Source organism: Erwinia aeris (assembly GCF_041224955.1).
Lineage (GTDB): Bacteria > Pseudomonadota > Gammaproteobacteria > Enterobacterales > Enterobacteriaceae > Erwinia > Erwinia aeris.
In genome coordinates this window covers 308,501-322,760 of the sequence record NZ_JBGFFX010000003.1, presented here as the reverse complement: position 1 = coordinate 322,760, position 14,260 = coordinate 308,501, and the positions used below count along the sequence as shown (strand labels likewise).

The 14,260-nt window shown below is 59.5% G+C and carries 21 protein-coding genes and 1 pseudogene; 1 reads left to right on the top strand and 21 read right to left on the bottom strand.

Annotated elements, in window-relative coordinates; genetic code table 11:
• The 11 genes from AB6T85_RS07760 to AB6T85_RS07710 form a co-directional block, all read right to left on the bottom strand.
• A complete protein-coding gene (locus AB6T85_RS07760) occupies positions 1-2,460 on the bottom strand; it encodes a phage tail tape measure protein (protein ID WP_369895210.1) in 2,460 nt (819 codons plus the stop codon).
• Positions 2,453-2,575 (bottom strand): GpE family phage tail protein, encoded by a 123-nt coding sequence (locus tag AB6T85_RS07755; RefSeq protein WP_125287881.1) that lies wholly within the window; start codon positions 2,573-2,575, stop codon positions 2,453-2,455. Before AB6T85_RS07755 ends, AB6T85_RS07760 begins: the two co-directional genes overlap by 8 nt.
• 32 nt (positions 2,576-2,607) lie before the next feature.
• Positions 2,608-2,886, bottom strand: a complete 279-nt coding sequence (locus AB6T85_RS07750; protein ID WP_369895209.1) for a phage tail assembly protein — start codon at positions 2,884-2,886, stop codon at positions 2,608-2,610.
• A gap of 55 nt (positions 2,887-2,941) precedes the next feature.
• A complete protein-coding gene (locus AB6T85_RS07745; RefSeq protein ID WP_301253089.1) occupies positions 2,942-3,451 on the bottom strand; it encodes a phage major tail tube protein in 510 nt (169 codons plus the stop codon).
• Between the two features lie 12 nt (positions 3,452-3,463).
• Positions 3,464-4,633, bottom strand: coding sequence for a phage tail sheath protein (locus tag AB6T85_RS07740; RefSeq protein WP_369895207.1), 1,170 nt, complete (start codon positions 4,631-4,633; stop codon positions 3,464-3,466).
• 124 nt (positions 4,634-4,757) lie between these two features.
• A complete protein-coding gene (locus AB6T85_RS07735) occupies positions 4,758-4,937 on the bottom strand; it encodes a hypothetical protein (RefSeq protein ID WP_369895205.1) in 180 nt (59 codons plus the stop codon).
• Positions 4,924-5,874, bottom strand: coding sequence for a phage tail protein (locus tag AB6T85_RS07730; RefSeq protein WP_369895203.1), 951 nt, complete (start codon positions 5,872-5,874; stop codon positions 4,924-4,926). The genes AB6T85_RS07735 and AB6T85_RS07730 overlap by 14 nt, the downstream gene beginning before the upstream one ends.
• Positions 5,871-6,479 carry a phage tail protein I gene (locus AB6T85_RS07725; protein ID WP_369895201.1) on the bottom strand — a complete coding sequence of 203 codons (609 nt, stop codon included), beginning with the start codon at positions 6,477-6,479 and terminating at the stop codon, positions 5,871-5,873. The genes AB6T85_RS07730 and AB6T85_RS07725 overlap by 4 nt, the downstream gene beginning before the upstream one ends.
• On the bottom strand, positions 6,472-7,380 hold the full coding sequence (locus tag AB6T85_RS07720) for a baseplate J/gp47 family protein (protein WP_369895200.1): 909 nt from the start codon (positions 7,378-7,380) through the stop codon (positions 6,472-6,474). Before AB6T85_RS07720 ends, AB6T85_RS07725 begins: the two co-directional genes overlap by 8 nt.
• A 1-nt stretch (position 7,381) precedes the next feature.
• Positions 7,382-7,729, bottom strand: a complete 348-nt coding sequence (locus AB6T85_RS07715) for a GPW/gp25 family protein (protein ID WP_369895198.1) — start codon at positions 7,727-7,729, stop codon at positions 7,382-7,384.
• Positions 7,729-8,325: a phage baseplate assembly protein V gene (locus AB6T85_RS07710; RefSeq protein ID WP_369895197.1), complete on the bottom strand. Its 597-nt coding sequence runs from the start codon at positions 8,323-8,325 to the stop codon at positions 7,729-7,731. The genes AB6T85_RS07715 and AB6T85_RS07710 overlap by 1 nt, the downstream gene beginning before the upstream one ends.
• Positions 8,326-8,411: 86 nt before the next feature.
• Between AB6T85_RS07710 and AB6T85_RS07705 the strand changes: the two genes are divergently transcribed.
• On the top strand, positions 8,412-9,617 hold the full coding sequence (locus tag AB6T85_RS07705; RefSeq protein WP_369895195.1) for a hypothetical protein: 1,206 nt from the start codon (positions 8,412-8,414) through the stop codon (positions 9,615-9,617).
• Here the strand turns inward: AB6T85_RS07705 and AB6T85_RS07700 are convergent.
• The 10 genes and pseudogenes from AB6T85_RS07700 to AB6T85_RS07655 form a co-directional block, all read right to left on the bottom strand.
• Complete coding sequence (locus tag AB6T85_RS07700) at positions 9,608-10,054, bottom strand: phage virion morphogenesis protein (RefSeq protein ID WP_369895194.1); 447 nt, start codon at positions 10,052-10,054, stop codon at positions 9,608-9,610. The genes AB6T85_RS07705 and AB6T85_RS07700 overlap by 10 nt on opposite strands.
• The gene (locus AB6T85_RS07695; RefSeq protein ID WP_369895193.1) at positions 10,051-10,518 is read right to left on the bottom strand and encodes a phage tail protein; all 468 of its coding nucleotides are present in this window, start codon (positions 10,516-10,518) and stop codon (positions 10,051-10,053) included. Before AB6T85_RS07695 ends, AB6T85_RS07700 begins: the two co-directional genes overlap by 4 nt.
• Positions 10,451-10,771, bottom strand: a complete 321-nt coding sequence (gene lysC, locus AB6T85_RS07690) for an Rz1-like lysis system protein LysC (protein ID WP_369895191.1) — start codon at positions 10,769-10,771, stop codon at positions 10,451-10,453. The genes AB6T85_RS07695 and lysC overlap by 68 nt, the downstream gene beginning before the upstream one ends.
• A pseudogene (locus AB6T85_RS07685) lies at positions 10,692-11,042 on the bottom strand (Rz-like lysis system protein LysB); the annotation flags it as partial. The gene lysC and the pseudogene AB6T85_RS07685, both read right to left, overlap by 80 nt.
• Entirely contained in the window at positions 11,039-11,545 is a 507-nt protein-coding gene (locus AB6T85_RS07680) for a lysozyme (protein WP_369895189.1), read from the bottom strand. The pseudogene AB6T85_RS07685 and the gene AB6T85_RS07680, both read right to left, overlap by 4 nt.
• Positions 11,532-11,744, bottom strand: a complete 213-nt coding sequence (locus AB6T85_RS07675; RefSeq protein WP_301730256.1) for an HP1 family phage holin — start codon at positions 11,742-11,744, stop codon at positions 11,532-11,534. The genes AB6T85_RS07680 and AB6T85_RS07675 overlap by 14 nt, the downstream gene beginning before the upstream one ends.
• Before the next feature lie 5 nt (positions 11,745-11,749).
• Positions 11,750-11,953 (bottom strand): tail protein X, encoded by a 204-nt coding sequence (locus tag AB6T85_RS07670; RefSeq protein WP_253455621.1) that lies wholly within the window; start codon positions 11,951-11,953, stop codon positions 11,750-11,752.
• Positions 11,950-12,414 carry a head completion/stabilization protein gene (locus AB6T85_RS07665; protein WP_369895187.1) on the bottom strand — a complete coding sequence of 155 codons (465 nt, stop codon included), beginning with the start codon at positions 12,412-12,414 and terminating at the stop codon, positions 11,950-11,952. Before AB6T85_RS07665 ends, AB6T85_RS07670 begins: the two co-directional genes overlap by 4 nt.
• An 89-nt stretch (positions 12,415-12,503) precedes the next feature.
• Complete coding sequence (locus AB6T85_RS07660; protein ID WP_369895186.1) at positions 12,504-13,172, bottom strand: phage terminase small subunit; 669 nt, start codon at positions 13,170-13,172, stop codon at positions 12,504-12,506.
• A gap of 3 nt (positions 13,173-13,175) precedes the next feature.
• The gene (locus tag AB6T85_RS07655) at positions 13,176-14,237 is read right to left on the bottom strand and encodes a phage major capsid protein, P2 family (protein ID WP_369895184.1); all 1,062 of its coding nucleotides are present in this window, start codon (positions 14,235-14,237) and stop codon (positions 13,176-13,178) included.
• Positions 14,238-14,260 lie beyond the last annotated feature (23 nt).

Sequence of the window (14,260 nt, the reverse complement as noted above, 5' to 3'; positions counted from 1 at the left end):
TTATTCCCATCCCATTTTGCTGCGCTGCTGCGCCTGGCGGTTGCGGTCGTTGCGCGCCTGCTGCTGCGCAATCAGCGCCAGCGCGTCGTCTTTGGTCATACCCGGATGCATGTGGATATCGTACTGGTAGTTGTTCTGGCTCTGGTCGCTGTAGCCGCCCGCCGCCGGAGACGTTACCGGCTTATAGGCCGGGCCGGTATCGGCCAGGCTCCACGGCAGGCCGTTCGGCGCGACCGGGTCGTGTTTATCCTTCGGATTGTTCGGATCGCCTCCCGGCACCTTGTCCTTCAGGTCGTCGGACTTGCTGTCGATAAGGTGCAGCTTTTCCAGCATCCAGCTGATGCCGCTTGTAAGCTGGTCAAGCGCCTTGCCGGGTATCTTCAGCCCCTCGGCCAGCGCGTTACCGAACTTCTTGCCCATATCGCCCGCGCTTTTCAGCTCCGCCTGCGTGGACTTCACCGGCTCCAGCAGCTTTTTAAACCAGTTCCATGCGGCCTTAATTTTTTCCGTTACCCAGTCAAAGACGGGCTTCAGCGGGCCGAAAGCCTCGCTAATCGGGCCTATCGCGGCCTTAAAGCCCTCGGCCACGCCGCCCATAAATGCCTTAATCGGCTGCCAGTACTTACGGATCAGCAGCGCCCCGGCGACCACGGCGGCCACCACGGCCACAACCGGCCATGAAATAAGGCCCATTTCCGTCACAATGGCCTCGCCCGCCCTGGTAAAGGCGGTGCGCAGCAGGCCCGCGCCGCCGATAAGCGCATTAACGCCGGTAATCACCGGCCAGGCGACAAGGCCAATTGCACCAATCGCGCCCACTAAAACCAGCCCCGCCGTGGCGGCCAGGGCCATCCCCTTTGCCAGCATTGGGTTTTTCTGGATCCAGCCGTCCACGTTCAGCAAAAACTTTGTGGTCTGCTTTGTCAGCGAGCGCAGGGTCTTATCAAGGCCGTCAAACAGGTCGGTGCCGATAGCCTCTTTCGCCGACTGCAGTTCTTTAAGATCGCCGCCGAGGTTGTCCTGCTGCACGTTGACCAGCTTCGCCGTGCTGCCGTCCGATCCCTGAAAGGTTTTCGTCAGTTTGTCCAGCTCACCGCTGGCGGCGGATTTCATCAGCGTGACGGCTGCCGACGCGGCCTCCTCGCCGAAGATGGTCTTCAGGTATTCCGCCTGCTGGGTATCGCCGAGCCTGTTTTTATCAAAGGACTTTTGCATCTCCTTCAGGATGGTGAAAAACGGCCGCAGGTTGCCCTTGCCGTCGGCGGTCTTTACGCCCAGCTCTTTTATTGCCTTGAACGCCTCGCCGGTCGGCCCCTGCACGCGCAGCAGCATGGCACGAATGCCCGTACCGGCCATGCTGCCGGTAGTACCGTTATTTGCCAGCGCGCCAATCATGGCCGCCGTCTGCTCGGCGCTGACCTTCGCATTTTTCGCCACCGACGCGACGTAGGGCATGGCGTCGCTCAGGTCGTCGAATTTGGTCGCGGTTTTGTTGAGCGTCGCGGATATCACGTCGCCCAGGTGCGCGACCTCGCTGTTAGCCAGCCCGAACGCGTTTTTCGTGCTCATTAAAAGCTCGGCGCTTTCTTCCATCGTGCGGTTGTTCGCCAGCGACATATTCAGCGTAACCGGCGTGGCCGCCTTAATGTCGTCAACGTTCGCGCCCGATTTGGCGATAACGATTTGCGCCTGCGCGGCGTCGTTGGCCGAAGCCGCCGTGTTGTCGCCGATGCTGCGCGCCTGGGTGCGCAGTGACTGAAAGTCGGCGGAGTTTTTATCAAGGCCGAGCGTCGCCTGCAGCGTGGAGTTTGCCAGCGCGAAGTCGTAGCCGGGACGCAGGACGGAAGAGGCCGCGACCGCGCCGACCGTGGCGGCGCCGACACCGGCCGCGCCGACGTTGCGCATTTTCGCCGAAAGTTCCTGGCCTTTGCGGTAGCGCTCGCCGGTCTGGTTCAGCCGCTCCTGCTGCTGACTCAGGCGCTGCAGCTCCATTTTCTGACGGCTCAGGCTGACGGTCGCCTGGGCGGCGGCGGTTTTCAGCCGCTGCTGCTCGCTGCCGAGGCTTTTGGTGGAGATCCCGGCGGCGTTCAGCGCCTCGCGCTGCTGCTGCACCGACAGGCGCAGGCCGTTGCTTTTGGTCTGCAGCGCGCTGGCCGCCTGCCGGGCTTTTTCCAGCGCGCGGGCCTGCGCCGTGGTGGGCTTTTCGGTATTTTTAAAGGCCACGGCCAGCGCGGCCGCTTCCGCCTTCGCGTCCTTCAGGCTCTGCTGCGTGACGGCCAGCTGTGCGCTTGATTTGCGAAAGCCGTCAATCTTCGCCGCCTGCGCGTCCAGTTCCTTCAGGCTGCTTTGCGCGTCGCGGATGCCGCCCGCCAGCGCCTTGGTCTGGTTCTGAATGGCCTTAAAGGGCCGCGTCGCCTGATCCACCGCCTTCAGCAGCACCTGCAACTTGAGGTTATTCATCGGTTTTTACTCCGCTGCGAATGATGGCCTTGTGCCGCCAGTCGATAAGCTCGGCCAGCGGCATGGCGTACATTTCAGACGGCGGCCAGTGAAACACCGTCGCAATGTCCGCCATCAGGTCGTTAACGGTCAGCGCTCTGGGCCAGCTTACGCGTCCGACTTCGGCGACAAAAAACCGATCACCTTACCGGCCAGCGCAATCAGGTCGGCCGGGTCGAGGTTCAGGCATTCCGCTTTTGTTAAGTTGGGCAGGGTGATGCGCGGCAGCACGGTAATCAGCGCGTCCACGTCCGAGCCTGCAAGGTCTGCAAGGCGGGTGCCGCGCAGCGCGCCGGAGTTGGGCTTAATCACCTCAACGGTACTGATTGCCTGCTCGCCGCGCATCACCGGGGTTTCCAGGGTAACGGTGTTTTCTTTAGTTTCCATGATTGCTCTCTCTGCAAAAGGGGGTTAAGGCCAGCGCCGGGCGCTGGCTCAGGGGTTAAACGAGGCCGATATTCTTGCGGCGCTGCTCCAGGCGATCGGTGCCACTGACCTTCTCCACCATGTTGATGGTGTCGATTTCGATCAGCTCCTTGCCGTTAAAGGTCATTTTGTAATAGGTGCATTTGGTGGTGATTTTGGTTTCCGTGTCCTCGCCCTGTTTGGCCTCGCCAAAATCAAACGCCTGGTGCTTGCCGCGCACCTCAATCTCTACCGGGATTTCCTCGCCGGTGTCGTCGCGCTGGTACGAGCCGGTAAAGCGCAGCGGTACGGACGTCGCGCCCCACTGCGTCAGCACCAGCTCGTCAATACCGCCGATGCTCCATTCCATATCCAGCGCATCGTCGTCCAGACCCATATCGATATGCGCCGCGCCGCTCATGCCGCCGCCCCGGAACGGGTCAAGCTTGCGGCTCAGCTTCGGCAGCGTGACGCTGGTGACGACGCCCTGATAGCTGTTGGCGTCGTTAAAGAGGTTCATCCCCTTGAGTTTTCGTGGCAGTGCCATTTATCCGGCTCCTCAGCTGTTTACGGATGCGGCGAAGTTCGCCAGATATTTGTCGGTGATGCGCTGGCGCAGGGTTAAATCTTCCAGCGGCGGCACCGGCGTGTAGTCGTAGTCAATCGACAGCCTGCCCGCCTTCAGGGTGGCGGTGTCGTTGGCCGCTTCGTCATACCAGGCGGATGCACCCAGCAGATAACCGGCGCTGACCAGCTCGCGGAACTTGGCGTTGATGCCCGCGATAATCTCGCGCACCAGTACCGGCGTCAGCGGCTTGTCAACGGCCCACATGTGGGCTTCGGCCATCGTGTCGGCCAGCACCTGCGCGGTGCGGGTGTAGTTCTCAAAGGCAAACAGCGGATCGTCGCTACAGGTGCGGTTTCCCCAGAAGCGAAAGCCGTCCTTGCGGATAAGCGTGGTCACGCAGGCCTCATTCAGCAGATCGGCGTCGGTACCGGTCTGCTGCAGGTCCCAGAAGACGCCCGCAGAAATCCCGGTGACGCCGTTCACGCCGACGTTAGAAAGCGTCTTGTGCCAGCCGGTGTCGTTGTCGATTCTGGCGCGCAGGCCCAGCGCCCGCGCCGTGGCGTACGCGGTTTCAGATGCGTTGGCCGTGGTGTTCCAGGCAATGAAATCCGGCCAGATAACCATGATTTCGCGCTGGCTGAAGTTTTCGCGGTACTTCCTCGCGTCAGAGACGGTTTTGCAGTTCCACGCCGAGACGTAGCAGAATGCGCGCAGCTGCTGCGCGATGCTGGCAAGCGCGGTCGCCACCTCCGGCGAGTCGAGGCCCGGCACGCCGAGAATGCGCGGCTTGACGTCAAGCTGGGTCTGCGCGCTTAACAGCGCCTTCATGCCGGTGTACTGGCCGTTTTCGTCGGTGGTGCCGATGATATTGGAAATGGTTTCCGCTTCGGTTGCGCCTTCGGCCACGCGCACCACGACCGTGATCGGTTTGGACTGGTCGGCAATCGCCTGAAGGGACGCGGCCAGCGTGCCTTTTTTACCGGCCTTAGCGATACCGGTCTGCACGTTGGTTAACAGTACCGGCGTGTTCAGCGGAAACGCGGTGGCGTCGGCGTCGTCGGCGGTACAGACCAGCCCGACGATGGCGGTGGAGACGGTGGAAATGGTGCGCGTGCCGTCGTTGATTTCGACGACGCGGACACCGTGATGATAATCAGACATCTGATGCACTCCGTGTAATGGGTGTGCTCAGATTGTCAGGTCAGGCGGGGCGATGCATGCGGTTGCGGTTTGCTGATGGCTGGCCGGACACGTTAAACAGCACCGGCCAGATACGGGCGAATTATCAGGCGTCTTTGCGGTCTTCCAGCACAGGCTCCCCCTTCCCGTTAACGGTAAGGTTTTTATCCTCCGGCACGCGATTATCGGTAAAAAACCAGTTATCGTCAGCCAGTTCGACAGCGCCTTTCACATCGTGCAGGCCAGGGATCACTTCAGTCATGGTTACGGGATTAAACAGGCGCACAATATACTCTCCACGAAAATGAGGAACCGGAAGCCGAGCCGTTATACATCTGGCAGCGAGCTTTAAACCCGGTTTTGGTTACAGTCTGGTCAATGACCATTGAGGAATGCACAACATTGCTTGCGCCCGGATCGCTCGCCAGCCGCTCGGCAATGCTGATATAAAGCGACCCGGCGGGCAGTGCAATCGGATAGGTCACGGTCGCCAGACCGTCAACCATTGAGGAAGGCGAATAGCCGTAAACCTCTACCGCACCATCTGACCAGACTACCCACACGCCGTTAGCGTTTTTTCCGCGACTGACGACAAACTTTGCATCGCCCAGGCCAAGATTTTTAAGGAGCTGTGTAACCAGCCCGGCGTCCTTAATTTCCGCCAGCGCGTTGGCCGTTTGCAGATACTGCTTATGGGGATTGGCAGCGGCAACGTGCGCGGCCAGCGCCTTGTCGGCGTAAGCCTTCACCTCAATCACCGAATTATCCACGTACTGCCGCGTTGCCAGCACTACCGACGGATCAATCTTCAGCGTAACGGCGGTCATGCTGTTAACGATTAAAATCATGCGCACGGTCTGCGTACGCCCGCTGCCTTCGGCCAGTTGCGGCTTGTAGGTTTCCGCGCAGTTAGCCACGGCTATCATCACGCCGTCGGCGTCAAACAATCCGATTTCGCGTATCCAGAAACCGCCCTCGCTTTCGGGGATAATCTGCTCGGCGATGATCTGGCTGCTGTTGGCCGCGTCAACCGTCAGCGCGTTCAGCGAGGCCCGGCGCTTTTCACCGATAAGCTTTGTCTGCGCTGCGTCGGGCGTGGGCAGCGTGCCGCCACCGTCGCCCACGGCCATGTCGGTAATCTGGATTTTCGTTCCCAGCGCGGCGGCATTGGCAAGCTTTGCCGCGCCCTGGCTGGTCAGCAGGGCAAAATATTTCGTAGTCATGCGCTCACTTCCGTCAGGTCAATAAGATGCACCGCCGCGCCGGAATAACCCGGCCCGCCGACGCTGATAAGTTCAGGTGTCCAGGGGTAAACCGTCAGTTCGTCACCGCTGTAGCAGGCGGCGGCAACCGGCAGGGCGCCGTTGGCGTCGAGGTTAACCGACAGCCCGACAAGGTGGCGGCTGCACGGCTTCGCGTCGGCAATCAGGCGCTCCAGCTCGTTATACATTTCCTCGGTAATGCCGGTATCCAGCACGCCCACGTCCAGCCGGAAGGTGCCCGGCTCGCCGCCGGTTTTCCACCACTCAACGATGCGGATCAGATAGCCAAGCGGCTCCACCACGCGCCGGATCGAGCCGAGCGTGCCCTTGTGCCTGTGCACGTACTGCGAGGCTTTAACGACAGCGCGCTTGGTGGACTCGCTCCAGCCCACGTCCCAGCGGTCAACCGACCACGCCCAGGCGAGATACGGCAGCAGCTCCGCCGGGCAGGTGTTCGGGTTCCACAACCGACGCAGCGGTGCCGGAATGCTTTCAATCGTGGCGCAGGCTTCGGCGGCGGCCACCTCCAGCGCCGACGAGCCGGACGGCAGCAGGCGATCACTCATCCGAACCCCCGACCGTAATCGACCAGCCGGTGCAGTACGCGGCCTGCGTTTTGTCCAGCACCACGTCGGCGGCGGGCTGTGCAAGCTCCACGCGCTGCACGCCTTCAACGTGAAGCGCGGCGTACAGGGCAGATTTGCGGATATCCCTGCCGAGGCGCGCCTGCGCGCTGACAAAGGCGGCAAGCTTTGCCCCGGCAGCGGCGCGTATGGGTTCGGCTTCCGGCCCCGGATAGAGGTACAAAACGGCCTCCACGGCGTAATCCACGATTGCCGCTGACTGCACCGTGACCCGGTCGGCCACCGGGCGCACGTCCTCATCGTTTAACGCTTTATCCACCACGGCCAGCAGGTCGTCGGCCGCCTCGCCGTTGCCCTCGCGTGACAGCACGGTGACGGTGACGCAGGCGGGCGACGGGCTGATGGCGGACGCATCCGCCACGCGGCCGTCGGCGCTTTTCGCGTGGTACTCATAGGCACCGGACGGCCCGGCCACGCTCAGACCCTCAAAGGCGGCGGCGATGCGCACGCGGTAATCGTCGTCGCTTTCCATCACGGCGGCGGTCGGCGGGGTTGTGGTGTCGTCGGCGGCCGTCAGCGTCAGGCGGGCGACGCCGTTGTTTGCGCCGAGCTGGTCTAAATCATCCGCCAGGGCATACGCCACCATCACGGCCTTTGCCGCCTCGTTGACGCGCTGGCGCAGAATAACCTCGCGGTACGCGTTTTCCTGCAGCAGCTTGACCACCGGCTCTGACTCCAGCGACAGGGTGCGCGCGATAGCGTCCTGCTGATCCGCCGGGTACAGCGATACCAGCGTGGCCTTTCGCTCGTTGAGTAACGTTTCATAGTCCAGCGCTTCCACCACGTCGGGCGCGGGTAGCTGGCTCAGGTCGATAGTTGCCATATCAGCTCACGGGAACGGTTAGGGAAAAATCCTGCGCGGTGTCGGTGCGGCTGCCGGTGATTTCGACCACCATGCCGCCGTCTAACGCGGATTCGTAAGAGATGCCGGTCAGCTTTACGCGCGGCTCCCACTGCAAAATCGCCATGTAGCAGGCCGACATAATCTGCAGGCGCAGCGCCTCGTTTTGCGGCTGGTCAATCAGCGCGGATAAAAGCGAGCCATAGCTGCGGCGCATCACGCGGGAACCGACCGGCGTTAACAGAATGTCGCGCACCGACTGGCGAATATGATCGAGGCCGGTCAGCGCCCCGCCGGTGTCGCGGCTCATGCCGGAATATTTCACGGCCATTACTGCGGCCCTCCCGACGTGTCGCCGCCGGACTTCACGCCGCCGTGTTTGTGGGAATCGACCACTACGCCGTTAGAGCTGAAGCTGCCGCCGCTGTGCGTAACGTCGCCTTTCATCGTGCCGCCGCCGGTCACTTCCAGCGTGGCGGTTTTCAGCAGGGCTGAGCATTCCACCTCCGGCGAATCCAGCATGATTTTGACGGCGGCCTGAATGGTCGCGGTCTGGATGCCGGTTGCCTTCAGCGCGCCGTTTGCCGGTTCGTACTCAATCACCGCGCCGTCGGGAAACGACCAGTGCAGCGCGTCAGCCGAGGCCGACGGGGCGGAATGCTCGTCAGAGAACACGCCCGGCAGCACAAAGCCGGTATCCAGCTCGCCGCCCAGGCACAGGACAAGCACCTGCTCGCCGACCGACGGCGCATTCCATGAACGGGTACGACCGGCCCGGCCGGTCAGCCAGTGCAGCCAGCTGGTTGTGTTGTTGCCGGTATTCACGCGGCACAGCCCGTCGTCAAGATTGACGGCGGACACGGTGCCGATGCGGATCAGGTTGCGCAGCAGGCGCATGATTTCGGGGATTTGTTCATATTTTTTCATAGCGATAAGATTGCTGCTTATCTGATATGCTTACAATTTACATTTGTTCGTTCATAACTCAGCAAAACATGTCTTTGGGAATGCATATGCGTAAAGAAGGTTGGTTTTTCCTGGTTGTTATTTTTATCAGCTTAGTTATTCCGGTAGTCGTTATTTTTACTTATCGCTCATTTGTGACAGGGCTTCCTTTTGGATTAAATTTTAGTGGCATATCTCATAAATCTGAGGACTGGTCTGCTTTCGGTTCTTTAATATCGGGGTTGTTTACTTTGGCAGGAGCAATTGCGACACTAGCTACATTGCTTTTTGCATATTGGCAAAATAACAAACTTTCTAAGGAGGCAGAAAAGCGTACAGAAATGGACAAAGAAACTGCCAAAAAAAATGAAAGTTTTATGGATTTTCAAAAAAAAATAATGCAGTTCGAAAAATATAAAATGCATAAGGAGGCTTTCAATGATGAGTTAACCATCCTTGAGCGAGATCTAATTAATAATGAAACATTCGAATCAAGGAGTATACTTTATAAAAGAATCTTCCCCAACAATTCTTTCAGCCATTGCGAAACTTATATTGATATGAATTTAGTTTGCAATGAGTACGGGCTGGCGAAGGTTTATGAAACAATGAAAGGTTTTGAAGGGCGGCTCAAAGATGGGTGGTATTACAAAAATAATGCAGACTTTGTAAAAGATGTTAACAGTATAAAAAAGCTGCTCATGATAAGTGCAGTAGGCAGTGGCAAGTATGGTGAGATCACCTCAATTGATAACAAGCTGATACTTAATATATATAGTCTAAAAGAAGAAGTATCGGCGCTTTGTCAGGCAGCGAATCAAATATTCTTATTTTGTGAAAATGACATGCTACCCGACTTTTCCGAACATATCGATCTAGCAGGTTTATTTTGTGGCCTGCACAGACATTCGATTTATTTTTTAATTAATCAATTTGAAAGTCCTCTATTCCCCTATCGCTTTAAACACCATGAACTTATTCATAGGGCTGTAGAACTTTATCATTATTTACAGGGCGAGAAAGATATTGATGTAAGAGGGGCTTTAAGTGAAGCTTATGCATTTATGAATGAATATTTCTCTTCTGAAAAAGTAAGATTGTTGATGGAGCCATCTTCTTATTGGGGTTTCGCAAAGGGTATTTCAGATGCAATATACAAAGCTCGGGAGAGTGCGGCTAAAGCCCCCGACATGTATGAAGTAGCAGGTAAGATGAGTACTTATTTATATAAAGTGGATGAAGAGCGTCCGTGGTTAAAGCAAAATTATCGATAAAAATAGCTTATAATTTCTTCTTTAATAATCGCTTCATCATTTTTACTGATCCCTAATAACAGCCTGGCCTCATACTGCACCTCTTTCCCCCCACGGGCTGGCCGGTCACGTAGCCCGTAATGATGCACGCGGGCCATGCGCTGCACGTTTCCGGCAAACTCCACCACGGCGTCGTCGGCGGTGCCTTTTGCCTTCATGTATTTGGCCGTGCGCAGCTTTACGAACATCTCACGCTTTATGCGGCCTTTCTTTTTGCGTGCCGGTGCCTTGCGTGGTTTGAACGCCGTGCCGTCCGGTGCCTGCTGGCGCTTGATATTCTGCTGCTGCCCGGCGCGTAGGCGCTTTGCGATGGTGCGTGCCATTTCCTTACGTGCCGCCGGTGACAGGTTGCCGATAAGCGCGTTTAGCCTGGCGTCGAACGCCTCCAGCCCGTTCATAACTGCAGCCCGCTGACCAGTTCACCGCCCGCATAAAGCTGCGCTGGTCGCTGCACGTTATCCGGCAATGGACTCTCGCCCGCGTGCGTGACGTGCAGCACGTCGCCTTCCTGCTTCACAATCACGCGCTCCGTCAGCTGCAGGTCAATGCTGATATCGCACAGCGTATCGCTCAACACGTCCACCTTAAAGGTGAAGCCGGTGCGGCGCTTCTCTTCGGTCGCCATAATGTCCGGCTGATTTTCACGCAGCCAGGCAAGCAGCGGCACCATAATCAGATCGATATCGTCGCCGTAATCGGTGATCACCAGATTAAGCTGATACTGGTACTCAAACGACAGCGAGCTGGCGAGCGTCGAGGCGATGCGCCCGCCGTCGATAAACATGTTCAGCCCGTCAGGGTTTCTTTGCAGCAGCGGCACGCTGTCGGTCAGCGCCCGGCGTAGCTGTTTCGGTTTCTCCATCGTGTTGCTCCTGGCATTCTTTGATGATTTCCACCTGCAGCCCGCACGACGCAAGCGCAGCCTCTAACTGGCGGTTATCCGCCGCTAAATCGCCCTGGGTCTGCAGGCTGTTGCCCGGCAGCGGGCAGCTTGTCACGCGCGGACAGCCAGTCCAGATAATCTCGGGCGTTGTTGAATGCGGGCCGCGACTGCAGCCGGATAACGTCAGCAGGCAGAGCAGCAGCAGACCAGCTGCGTAAAGTCGGGTTGGCATCGGTTTCCCTCTGTATGGTCAGTTCACGGTTAAGGGCGGCGGCACCGGCGCGGCCCTGCAGCAGGCGCAGCGCGGCCTCGCGTTTCTGGCCCGCTTTTGCCTCGTCGTTCAGGCGGGTAATCGCCTTATCGCGGCTTTCAATTCCGGCGGACAGCGTGCCGATAATGCGCTGCGCGTCGGTAAGGTGGCCGTTTGCCGCATTCAGCCGCCAGCCGGTCAGGCCCAGCGCCACGAGCGCCACGGCCAGCAGCGCCGCTAACAAACGGATCATGCCGCCCCCTTTAAACACCAGGCCTTTTCCCGCTGGCGGCGGTTTTCCAGCCCGGCATTTCTGACGCCGTTCACGTATACCCAGCGGTCGAGCTGGCCGCACGCCTGCCGCCACTGCTGGCGCTTCAGATAACCGGCCAGCGTAGACCCACAGGCCGCGCCGGTGCCGACGTTAAACGAGAAGCTCACCAGTGCGTCATACACCGGCTGCGGCATATCAACCGGCACGCAGACGGCAAGCTGGCGCTCCACGCGCATCACGTCGTACACCAGATTAACGGCGGCCTGCCGCTCGCTGACGTGACTTTGCGGCGTCACGCCTGCGGTGTGGCCGATCCCGTTTGTCCAGACCCCGGCGCTGCATTGATAGGGCGAGGTGCGGCAGCCTTCGGCGTCGGCGATCAGCGCCAGCCCGCCGTCGGATATCTTCAGCGTTTTAAACTGCGGCAGCAGCGTTGCAATTGCCAGCACCGCCAGCACGGCGCAGTGTTTAGCGGCCTTCATGGTTTACCCCCTGCCGCTGCAGCTCATAGGTTTTGCGGCGGTAGTGCCAGTTGATAAAAAACGTCGCCACGTTAATCACCAGCGTCACCACGGCGACGCCGGAACCGACCATAAAGGCGATATCCTGCGGCGTGTGACGGCCGAACCACATCAGCACCAGGCCGATCAGGTAGTTCACCAGCGAATTGATTTTCTCCATCTTTCTCAGTCCCACAGGTTGACGGTTTCATCCGCTGACGATTCCGGCAGGTCGGGCAGCGTGACCTCGCAGCCGTGCATTAATACTGGCCCGCTCTCGGCAAGCCCCGGATTGGCGGCATAGACCAGCTCCACGGCCTGCGCCGTGCGCCCGTAGTACCGCCAGCAAATCTGGTCTACGGTGTCGCCCTGCTGCGCGTAAATAATCACAGCAGGCTCACGATGCAGCCGGAACGCCCGGCGATGCGGCTGATACTGAAACGCGCGTCGCGCCAGTACTCGTCCGCGCTCGCCTCCACCTCGGCACCTTTTTTGCCGCTGGCGTCGTAGCCGCGATAGCGCTCAACGATGGCGGCACCGGTCAGGGCGCTGACGGCGGCAAAATAATGCGTGGCCTTTTCGCTTTCGCCGTCGAAGGTTTCCGCCGGAACGTCGGCAAGCCGGTTAAAGCCCGCCGCCATCTGTTCGGCCCGCCAGTCGTACAGCTCGGCGTTCACTTCTGAAATCGCCGTTTTTACCGCAAGGCGCAGGCGCTGCGCGGTCACGGTGCCCTCATAGCGCAGCGTGCTGCGCAGCTGCTGCAGGTTCACGTCAGGCCAGAAAAAGGTGTTCTTTACCGACGGCTCGGCATCGTCTGCCGGTCGCGGGGCGGGTATCACAATCGTGTTCATAGTCGGCCTTAAAATAGGTGGGCGGTGGAGAGCCGCGCAGGCATTAAAAATGCGTTGCAGCTCTGCCGCCCGGCGCGGGGCGCGTTCGGTCAGCGGCGGGCAAGGGCCTGCTTTTTCAGGTCAGTCGCCAGCCGCTCAATGTCTTTTTTGACGCCGCAGCCGTCGTGCAGCTGTAGCGCCCTGGTAAGGTGTTCCATCGCATCCAAAGCCCTGCCCGCATCGCGCAGCACGTACCCGGTGATTTTGTGCAGCTTGGCGCGCACCTGGTCGGGCATGTCTGCGGATTTCGTCAGCTCAAGCGTTGCCAGCAGCGGGCCGATATCGACAGCCTGCTGCAGCGTCCGGGCGCGGGTCGCCGCGTCGGCCACCTCTTCGGCCAGCAGGTAGGCGGTGGCGTCGCGCTTAAAGCCGGGCGGCGGCACCAGACCGTACTGAAGCGCGTAGCGCGCAATCTCCAGCGCGCCCGGCACGTCGCCCGCGTCCAGCCGCCAGATCATGACGGTCATCAGTACGGCGTCCTGCGCGCCTTTGCCTTTCGCCAGCACGCCCGCCACCCAGGGCAGATACTCAGGCAACATCTGCCGCTTGAGTTCGGCCTTGCGCTCCTGCGAGCGCACTTTCTTCAGGCGGCGCTTGTCGTCGTTGAGCTTCAACAGCATCAGCTCGTAGCCGTTGGCGTGGCGCAGCGGGTTGCTGGCCTGCCGTGAGGCCGCTTCCGCCTGCTGGCGCATAAGGTGACGTCGGGCAGGGCTTAACATGCGTTATGCCTCCGGCGTGGCCGCTACTGCAGGCGCGTCGGACAGGGTGATTTTTTCAATCAGGCAGCCCGCCGCGTAATCCTCCACCACGTAGTCCTCGTTGATGGACTCGTAGTTTTCGATGCGGTCGCGCTTCGCCACCTCGTCGATCATGCGGCGGTGCGTGCCTTCCTGAAAATAAATCGACAGGTTGTCCAGGCGGGTAATCAGCATTGCGTCCGCCGGGAAGTACGGCACGCGCACGGCGGGCAGGTTGCCGATACGCTTCTGGCTGACAATCAGGTCGCCCGCCAGCGCCTCGGTGTTGGCCTGCACCTGGTTAACCAGCGGGAAATACTTGTCGGCCAGCAGCTGACGACCGCAGATAACGACCAGCTCCGGGTCTTCCTGATACCACGGCTCGATCAGCGTGTTGGTCGCGTCCATTACCACGGCGTCAAGGTTGGCGTAGGTGCGGCCTTTACCGATCAGCACGCCGTCGGTCACGGTGCCGTCTTCCGCCGTGGTTTTGTTCATCACGCGCTCCGGCGCGTCGTTGCGGTACTTCTGCAGCCAGCCAACCGCCACGTCCTGCAGCATCGGATTTTTGGCGCGGTTGGAGGTTTTGGCGCGCGACACGCCGTTAAAGCCGATCATGATGCGGTCGAGCGACTGGCGCTTGATAATGGCGTCACGCAGGCGGGCCTGAAAATCTTCATAGCGCGCCCACAGGTCAAGCGTGTTGTAGCGGATATGAAAGTCGTAGTTAACCTGCACGCACTCGTAGCCGGTGCTGTCCAGCGCGGAGAAGTCGGCGGTTTCACGTTCGTCGCCGCCCGCCGTGTCGGTGGTGCTGGCAATCGAGCCGGACACGCCGATCCCGATTTTCTCGCCCTTCATTTCGGACACCGGCACGATGTTGATGCGCGTTAAGAAGTCCGACGACTCCTGCACGCGGTTCATCAGCGTTTGCGTCACCGCTGGCTCAACGGTGAATTTCTTGTTCATGTCGCCGGTTTCGACGTTGTTCAGCTCCGCCAGGCGGGACATAAAGGCGTTAAATTTAAAGCGGGTGTTCTGGCGCATTTGCGCTCCTGTATTCAGTTAAA